5 protein-coding genes are annotated in these 8,009 nt (G+C 63.6%); 1 reads left to right on the top strand and 4 read right to left on the bottom strand.

Translation table 11 applies throughout. The features are described 5' to 3' along the window. From VEK15_06150 to VEK15_06165, 4 genes are all read right to left on the bottom strand, one after another. Positions 1-1,774 (bottom strand): ankyrin repeat domain-containing protein (locus VEK15_06150; protein ID HXV60257.1); only part of this gene is annotated, 1,774 nt, incomplete at its 3' end. 149 nt (positions 1,775-1,923) lie between these two features. Then, positions 1,924-3,306, bottom strand: coding sequence for a DUF1552 domain-containing protein (locus tag VEK15_06155; GenBank protein ID HXV60258.1), 1,383 nt, complete (start codon positions 3,304-3,306; stop codon positions 1,924-1,926). 25 nt (positions 3,307-3,331) lie between these two features. Then, a complete protein-coding gene (locus VEK15_06160; protein ID HXV60259.1) occupies positions 3,332-5,788 on the bottom strand; it encodes a DUF1592 domain-containing protein in 2,457 nt (818 codons plus the stop codon). A gap of 230 nt (positions 5,789-6,018) precedes the next feature. Continuing rightward, positions 6,019-6,435, bottom strand: coding sequence for a DUF302 domain-containing protein (locus VEK15_06165; protein ID HXV60260.1), 417 nt, complete (start codon positions 6,433-6,435; stop codon positions 6,019-6,021). A gap of 184 nt (positions 6,436-6,619) precedes the next feature. Here VEK15_06165 and VEK15_06170 point away from each other — a divergent pair, with 184 nt between their 5' ends. Further along, positions 6,620-7,825: a PQQ-dependent sugar dehydrogenase gene (locus VEK15_06170; GenBank protein HXV60261.1), complete on the top strand. Its 1,206-nt coding sequence runs from the start codon at positions 6,620-6,622 to the stop codon at positions 7,823-7,825. Positions 7,826-8,009: the final 184 nt, after the last annotated feature.

Below are 8,009 nucleotides of genomic sequence, written 5' to 3' on the forward strand. Positions count from 1 at the left end.
GGTTGTTTTGGGAGCCCAGCTTCTCCAGCAGCGCGACCGTTTCCGGGAAGGGCTGGACGCGCTGCACCGGCCCGTTCGCCATGTCGGCCGTGGTCTGCCCGTTGCGGGCGAGCGCGGTAGCATCGGCACCCTTGGACACGAGATAGAGGATGAGCTCGTTATCTCCCCGGGCGGCCGCATGATGGAGCGGCGTGTAGCCATTGTGGTCCCTTGCGTTGACGTCGGCGCCCAGCTCTTCTACGAGGAATTTGACGGCCGGAAGCCAGCCGTCCGGCACGTGACGATGCGAGTTTCCGGCGAAGCCCTGCCCGTAGCCCACGCCCGAGGCGGCGTGGATGGGATAGACCGCCGGTCCACCCATCGGCACCGGCGGCAGCCCGGACCGATCGACGTCATCGACCTCGCCCAGCTCGGGGTCACGTCTTTCGGGCACCTTGATGGTGGGTAGGCTCGGATCGGCTCCGTAGGCCAGAAGCAGACGCATCGCAGTGATATCGAGCGCATAAGCCGCGCGCCAGAACGGCGTGGCGCCGGTTCGGTCGACGCCGAGCAGGTCCCGATTGTAAGTCGTGTACCAGAGCGTTTTCTTCAACCGGACGTTCGGGTCGACGCCAGCCTTCAACAGGGTTTCCATCACTTCCATATAAGTGAGTTTTTGCTGCAGGTAGGCGACGGGTTGAGGATGACGCGCCTTGGGCGCCCAATGCATGTTCAGAGCGGCGTAGAGCGGTGTGGCCCCGGCGTCGCTCGCCAGGTTCGGGTCGGCTCCGAGCTCGAAGAGCCTCATGGCGAGATCGAAATGACCATTGATCATGGCGATGAGCATGGGACTCGTCCCGTCCGCCCGGCTCACCTGGTTGATATCGGCCCCGCCTTTGATGAGGGCGAGAGCCGACTCGGTGTGGCCTTCGCGCGCGGCAAGGAGAAGGGGTGTCAGTCCGCCATGCATACCGACCAGGTCCGCATAGTTGAGGGGCTCGGGCTCGTTTCCTCTCTTCTCCGCTTCCTCTCTTTCCCTCTGGCTCTCGGCGATGGCTTGCGATCGCGCCTGGTCGCTCGTCGAGGGCGGCTGACCCACGACGTCTTTTTCCGTCGACCGGAGCTCCGCGACACGCCGATTCCGCTCGCGTCGTTCGGCCCGGTCCAGCTTGTTTCGCGCGGCCACGTCGACCATCTTGGCGGCAATCGCGGGATCGGCCCCGTGCTCGAGCAACACTTCGACGACGTCGGTGCGGCCCGCCGCGGCGGCGAACATCAGTGGGGTCTGTCCCCAGACCGGCTCTTTCGGATTCACCTCCGCGCCATGTTGTAACAAAATGGCGACGGCCTCGGCGCTTCCGGAGCCGGCGGCGAAATGAAGCGCGGTAGCACCGGTCGTCGTCGTTTCGTTGACTCGGCAGCCTGCCTCGAGCAGAGCCAGCACCACCGAGGATCTTCCCTCGGCGCTCGCCACGTGTAGCGGCCGGTGCTCGCCGATCCGCGTCTTAGCGTCCAGATTAGCGCCCGCCTCGATCAAGACTCGCGCGAGCTCCACGTTCCCGGTCTTGGCCGCCCAATGCAGAGCGGTCATCCCATCGCCCTGGGCGGCGTCGACGTCGGCACCTCGCTCGATCAGAGTCCGGACCTCGTCGATGTCGCTCAGCCTCGCCGCGTCAGCCACGTTGGACTCGGGCGAAGTCCGCGGAGTGACGGTCGCGGCCCAGAAGAGTGCCGCCAGGCTCATGAGGCCAAGAACCCCGCCTCCCGAGCCTCGTCGTGCGTTCGCCTCAAACATGGGCTTCTCCTCTCTCTAGTATTCAAAGCCGTGGCGGGACCCGTAATCGATCGTGCCGCCACGGCTCGGGCTGCTTACGGCGCGGCAGCCGCGCGGGGCTCGCTCCGCTCGCGCAGGGTGGACTGAGTTTTTCATCACCCTGCCAGTAATCAGATGGACAACGAGAACGGAGCGACGGCATCTCCGAAGCTTTGCACGTCGTCGAGGCCGAGCACGTGCATCAGGCTCAACATCACGTTTGCCATCGGCGTACCCGGCTCCGCCTTGAGATGAACGCCCCCCCCGAGCCTTCCATTCACCCCACCGACGACGAAGAGCGGGCACCGCTTGTGATTGTGCACGTTCGGATCTCCCATGGGAGAGCCATAAATGATCATCGATTTGTCCAGCAGGGTGGCGTCCGCCTCGTGGAGACTCTGCAGCTTGGCGAGAAGATAGGGGATGAGGCTCACGTGATATCGATTGATCCGAGAAAACTCCTCGATGTTCTTCTCCTTGTCGCCGTGGTGCGAGGCCGGATGAAACGGTTTGTCGACGCCGCTTTCGGGATAGACGCGCCCCGACGCGTCGCGACCCATCTTGAACGTGAACACCCGGGTGATGTCCGCCTCGATCGCGAGGGCCATGAGATCGAACATCAGCTTGACGTGCTCGTCGAAGGAATCGGGAACACCGGGCGGCGCTTCGGGCAGCTCGCGCACCTCTCCGCTCAGGTTGCGCTCCTCGACTTTTTGAATCCGCCGTTCGATCTCTCGCACGTTCTCGAGATATCGATCCAGCCGCTGTCGGTCGGCGGCGTCGAGTTTCGCCTGAAGCTCCGACACTTCACCGACGACGAAGTCGAGAACGCTCCGCGCGGTCTGCCGGCGGGCGGCCCTCTCTTCCGCGGTGCCACCGGCGCCGAAGAGCATGTCGAACGCAACCCGGGGATCGCGGATCATGGGCAGCGGTTCGGCGGGAGACTTCCAGCTGATCGTGTCCGTGTACACACAGGAGTAGCCGTAGGCACATCCGCCCGCCTGGTCCACATTCTCGATGCACAACTGCATCGAGGGAATGGGCGTGTCCTGGCCGAACCGTTGCGCGTAAATCTGATCGAGTGAGGTCCCGGCGTACACATCGGAGCTCTCGGTCTGCTTGGGATGTGCCTGCGTCAGAAAGACCGCGCTCGAGCGGAAATGGTCGCCGCCAATCTCCTTGGGGGCGAAAGCCTCGGCGTTGCGCACGTCGGTGTCGCTGACGATGGTGAGATAATCGCGGAACGGCTCGAGAGAGCTCATCGCCGTGGGGCCGAGATCGAAGTCTCTGCCGGTGGCGGCGGGGGACCAGAAATGTTGAGTGGATCCCCATTTGGTGCTGCCGGCCGAGCCGTGGACCATCTCGATGCAGATCAGGGGAGTGCGTTCGAACGACGACGTCGCCCAGGCTTTGCGCGCAGGCAACATCGCCTCCAGAAATGGCAGGGCTACGCTCGCACCCATCCCGCGGAGAAACGTACGGCGGGGAATGTGCTTCCCGGTTATGCATCCCATCGGACAGGCCTCCTGTGTGCTCGAATCAATGACTCCCGTTCGCCGTCGTCGGCTCGTCGATCACCGCGGCCTTCATGTGAAACGCCGGGCTCTTCACGACCCCGAGAATGAAGGCGGACATGCGATTGTCGTCTCCGGACGCATCGCGCTCGATCTTGCGGATCGCCGGCATGTCATAGTACTCGACTCGACGGCCCAGGGCGTAAGCCATGAGGTTCTCGGTGAACGTTCGTATAAACGACGTCGAGTGGTCCAGAAGGGCATCCCTGAGATCCGATGGGCTCTCGAGCGCCGTGCCGTCGTAGAGCTCTCCCGATGTATCGATGGGGACCCCGTTGTCCCGGATCCGCCACGCTCCCGTGGCATCGAAGTTCTCCAGGACGAGGCCGATCGGATCGATCACGCGATGACACGAATGGCAGGCGGGATCGGAGCGATGTTTCTCCAGCTGCTCGCGCACGGAAAGGAGACGGCCGTCTTCGGCATCCCCGGAAGCTTCCAGCTCCGGGACGTTGGGCGGAGGGGGTGGAGGCGGGCTTCCCAGGAGGACCTCCATGACCCACTTGCCTCGGAGCACCGGAGACGTTCGGCTGGCGTGCGAGGTCATGGTGAGGATGCTGCCGTGGCCAAGCAAGCCCCCGCGCCGCCCATCCGGGTAGGCGACCCGCCTGAAGTCACTGCCGATGACGCCGCGGATGTCGTAGTGTCGAGCGAGCCGCTCGTCGAGAAACGAGTAGTTCGCCTCGAGGAGCTCCAGCACGTTTCCGTCCTCGCGAATCAGGTTCTCGAAGAAGAGCTCCGTCTCGCGCCTCATCGAATTCTTGAGCTGATCGTGATAGTCGGGATAGAGCCGAACGTCCGGGTGCATTGGCTCCAGGTCCTGCAAGCGCAGCCATTGTGCGGCGAAGCGCGTCGCCAGAGCTTTCGAGCGAGGGTCGGCCAACATCCTTCGCACTTGCGCTTCGAGGGCTCTCGGCTCCGACAAGCCGCCCTCTCGGGCGCGGGCGACGAGCTCCTCGTCCGGCCCGGTGCCCCAAAGGAAGAAGGAGAGGCGCGCGGCCAGGTCCAGCTCGTCGAGGCGGTAGGCTTCCCCGTCTTCGGAGGAGGCGGGAGGCTCCTCGAAACGGAACACGAAATGGGGGCTCGCCAGGATCCCCTCGAGAGCGGTACGAATTCCCGATTCGAACCCTCCCGGTTCTTTGCCGAGTTCGTAGAGAGACATCAGCCGCTCGAGCTCGCTCGCTGACAGCGACCGTCGGTATGCCTGCGAGCTCAGGCGGGAAACGATTTCGCTGGCGCAGGAAGACTCGTCCTCCGGCGAAACGGGATGGCAGGTGAAGATCTTCCGGCGGCTTCCCGTCTCCGAGACCCCGGTTGCCTTGTACGGTCCGGTGATGGCCAGATCCCTCAAGTGGGGGAGGCTCGTCATCCCGTAGGCGTCGGCGATGCTGGTGCTGGCGATGGACCAATCATGGGGAGCGATCAGATCCTGCACCGGTCCTTCGAACTTCCGGATGAAGGCCGCGGCCACTCGATGCGCGCCGGCGCGGACGAAAACCGGATCGGTCCGCAAGTTCACGCCGTTCGGATCCGATACGTGCATCCACCGATCGATGTCGAGGAGCGCAATCCGCTCGCCGTTGACCGAGATCTCGATCTGCTCCGGGTTGTCGGCCGACGTGTGGAGGATGGCGGGAGCGCTCCCGTGGAGGGCCCCGGTGGTCTCGTGGTGGAAGGACACCCTGAATAGGTACTCGCCGTCCGCGGGGAAGTTGTGCGTCACCGAGACCCCTCCGCGGGTCCCGTACGGTGCTCCCTCGACCTGCTCCGTTTGTGAGGCCCAGCGCGTGACCTTGTAGGTCGCCTCTCTCGGAGTGGCGTTCGCATCGCCCACGGCCAGACGGCTCAGCTCGCTCGCCGCCCGGAGATAGCCTTCCATCAGCGTTGCCGAGAGCAGCTGCGCGTCGGCGATGTTGTCGAAATTGGCGCTCTTCGTGTCCAGGGGAAGGTAATCACCGGCATCGATGTCGAGGGCCAGAAGATCGTGGATCGAGGCCGCGTACTCGGCTCGATTGAGCCGCTGAAAAGTCCGCCGGCCGGGGTTCGGCCTACGCTCGGCCACGTTATCGAGCTGGGTCTCGAGCTCGTCCACGAGGGCCTTCAGGCCCTCTTCACTCGGTCGAGGAACGCCGGGGGGCGGCATCATTCCCGCTCTCAGCTTGCGGATCATCTTCTCCGCGAGCGCTGCATCGTTCGGGGCGGCGGAGACATCGAACGAGTCCAGCGACATGTTTCCCACCAGCGCGGCGTCGTTGTGACATTGCCAGCAGGTCTCTTCGATCACCGCACGGGCGAGCTCGAGCGACGAGGCCTCGACCGCGGCTTCCCGCCCGGTTTCGCCGTTGGCACCGGTCGCTCCGGACTCGTCCGGGTGAGTCAGCCACAAAGCCGCGACGGGAAGCATCGCAGCTGCGATCCTCATTGGCTCACGCCTCACGTCATTCGAGTCCCAGAATTGAATGAGGGGCTTGTTATCGCTTCGATGGACGTCGCCTCCGGTCCGTTCGCCCTCTCGCGCTCCGCGTAGCATAACACCGATGCCCTGGGGCGGACTACCGCAAGCGATCAACCGCTGGGGTGCTTCGTGGAGTCCTCGTCAGAGTTCGATCCTAAGAGGCACGCAGGAGCTCCGACTCGACGATTCGATACGGCCTACTTGCCGTGCTCGCGCTCGAGGCTCGCGAGGGCCTCCCGCAGCCGGAGATCGGCTTCGGCCGCTACCTCCTTGATGGCTGCATTGTCACCCATCAACCCCATCGCCGATACGGGAGCCATCGCGGCGACGGCCGACCTCCCCGGGTGCGTCTCGTAGACCACCACGTTACACGGAAGGAGAACGCCGACGTCGAGCTCCGCTCTCAGCGCGCGCTCGGCGAGCGGCGGGTTGCACGCGCCCAGGATGACGTATTTGCGGAACGTGACGGAAAGCTTTCTTTCCAGGGTGTCCTTGACGTCGATGGCCGTCAAGACGCCGAATCCCTGGTGTTTCAGGGCATCCATGACCTTCTCTACCGCATCCTCATAAGGAACCCTGATCTCGATCTTGTGTGCGAGGCTCGTATGCTCCATGGTTCGTCTCGTTTACCTTCGGGAGCAAGTTTAGCAAGTCCCGTGCCACGACAGGAATCCAGTCCGGACCGCGCTGATTGAATCAGCTGGGCCAACATCCCCGGCGAGGGCGAGCACGACTGGGGCAATTGGCGCTCAGGAGGAGCTTCGTCGGGCTGAGGTAGTATGGTCGGTCGAGGTGGCGATGAAAAACGTGACGATCCGGCTGGCGCTCGCGCTGTCGTTGTTCTTCGTGGGAGCGTCGGCCTTCGGCCAGTCGAACGAGCGCCCGGTCAACTGGAAGGATTTGCCGGAGCCGTTTCACACCGATTCCGCGAGGAACCGGCCGGAGGTCATCTCGAGACCCGATGGAGCCGTTCTCCAGCTCCCGAAAGGTTTCACCATCGAGGAGTACATGAGCGGGTTCGTTCGGCCGCGCTTCATGATGCTCGGCCCGAGCAACGAGGTCCTCCTCAGCGACAGCGGCTCCCGTGACGGTCGCGATGGCATCATCTACGTTCTCAAAGACGGCTCCATGAACAAGGTCATCGACGGGCTCGATCGACCGTACGGGCTCGAGCTCGATGACGGATGGCTCTACGTTGCGGAAACGACCTCGGTCAAGCGTTACCGCTACGACGCCGAGGCGATGAAAGTGACGGGTGGCGGCGAGGAGATCATCCCGCTCGGAGAATTCGGCCAGGGCCATTGGACCCGTACGTTGCTCTTTGATCGCGATCACGAGAAGCTCTATCTGACAGTAGGCTCGCGGTCTAACATCGATCTCGACGAGGATCCGATGCGGGCCGCTCTCCATCGCTTCAACCCCGATGGTAGTGGACACGAGACCGTCGCTACCGGACTTCGAAACATCATCGGCCTGCGCTGGTATCCCGGGACCGAAGATCTCTGGGCAGCCGTTCAGGAGCGGGACGGGCTCGGGGACGATCTGGTCCCCGATTACGTCGTCAAGATCAAAGAGGGGGGCTTCTATGGATGGCCGATCAGCTACATCGGTCCGCACCGAGAACCACGGCACGAGAAGGTCGATGAGGCGAAGGTGAAGAGCACCTTGTACCCCGACGTCCTGCTCGGCGCGCACGTGGCCGTGCTCGACATCCTCTTCTACACCGGCGAGCAGTTTCCCCCCGAATACCAGGGCGGCATGTTCCTCGCGTTTCACGGGTCATGGAATCGTGCCGAGCGCATCGGCTATGAGGTTGCCTTCGTACCCTTTGCCGACGGTGAGCCGACTGCGGGACCCGAGAGCTTCCTTAGAGGCTGGATGCTGGATCCGAAGAAGCGCGAGGTCTGGGGACGGCCGGTCGGCCTCCTTCAGGCGTCCGACGGGTCTTTGATCGTGAGCGACGACGGCGGCGGCAAGCTCTGGAGAATCTCGTACGTGGATTGAGGTGGCTCGAGAGATTGGCCCAGATTGCGCTTGAAAGTCCTCCACTAGATCGCGGATGATTATTCAGCAGGCGTTCGTGTTCTGGGGGCGTTTGGCAACCCAAAAGAGCATTCGAACACACCACGGCGCGCCCTGTTACGGACGTGAGGGTGTGAATGTGTGTGCGGTTGCCGGATTAGCCGCG

The sequence above is a fragment of the Vicinamibacteria bacterium genome (genome assembly GCA_035620555.1).
Classification (GTDB): domain Bacteria; phylum Acidobacteriota; class Vicinamibacteria; order Marinacidobacterales; family SMYC01; genus DASPGQ01.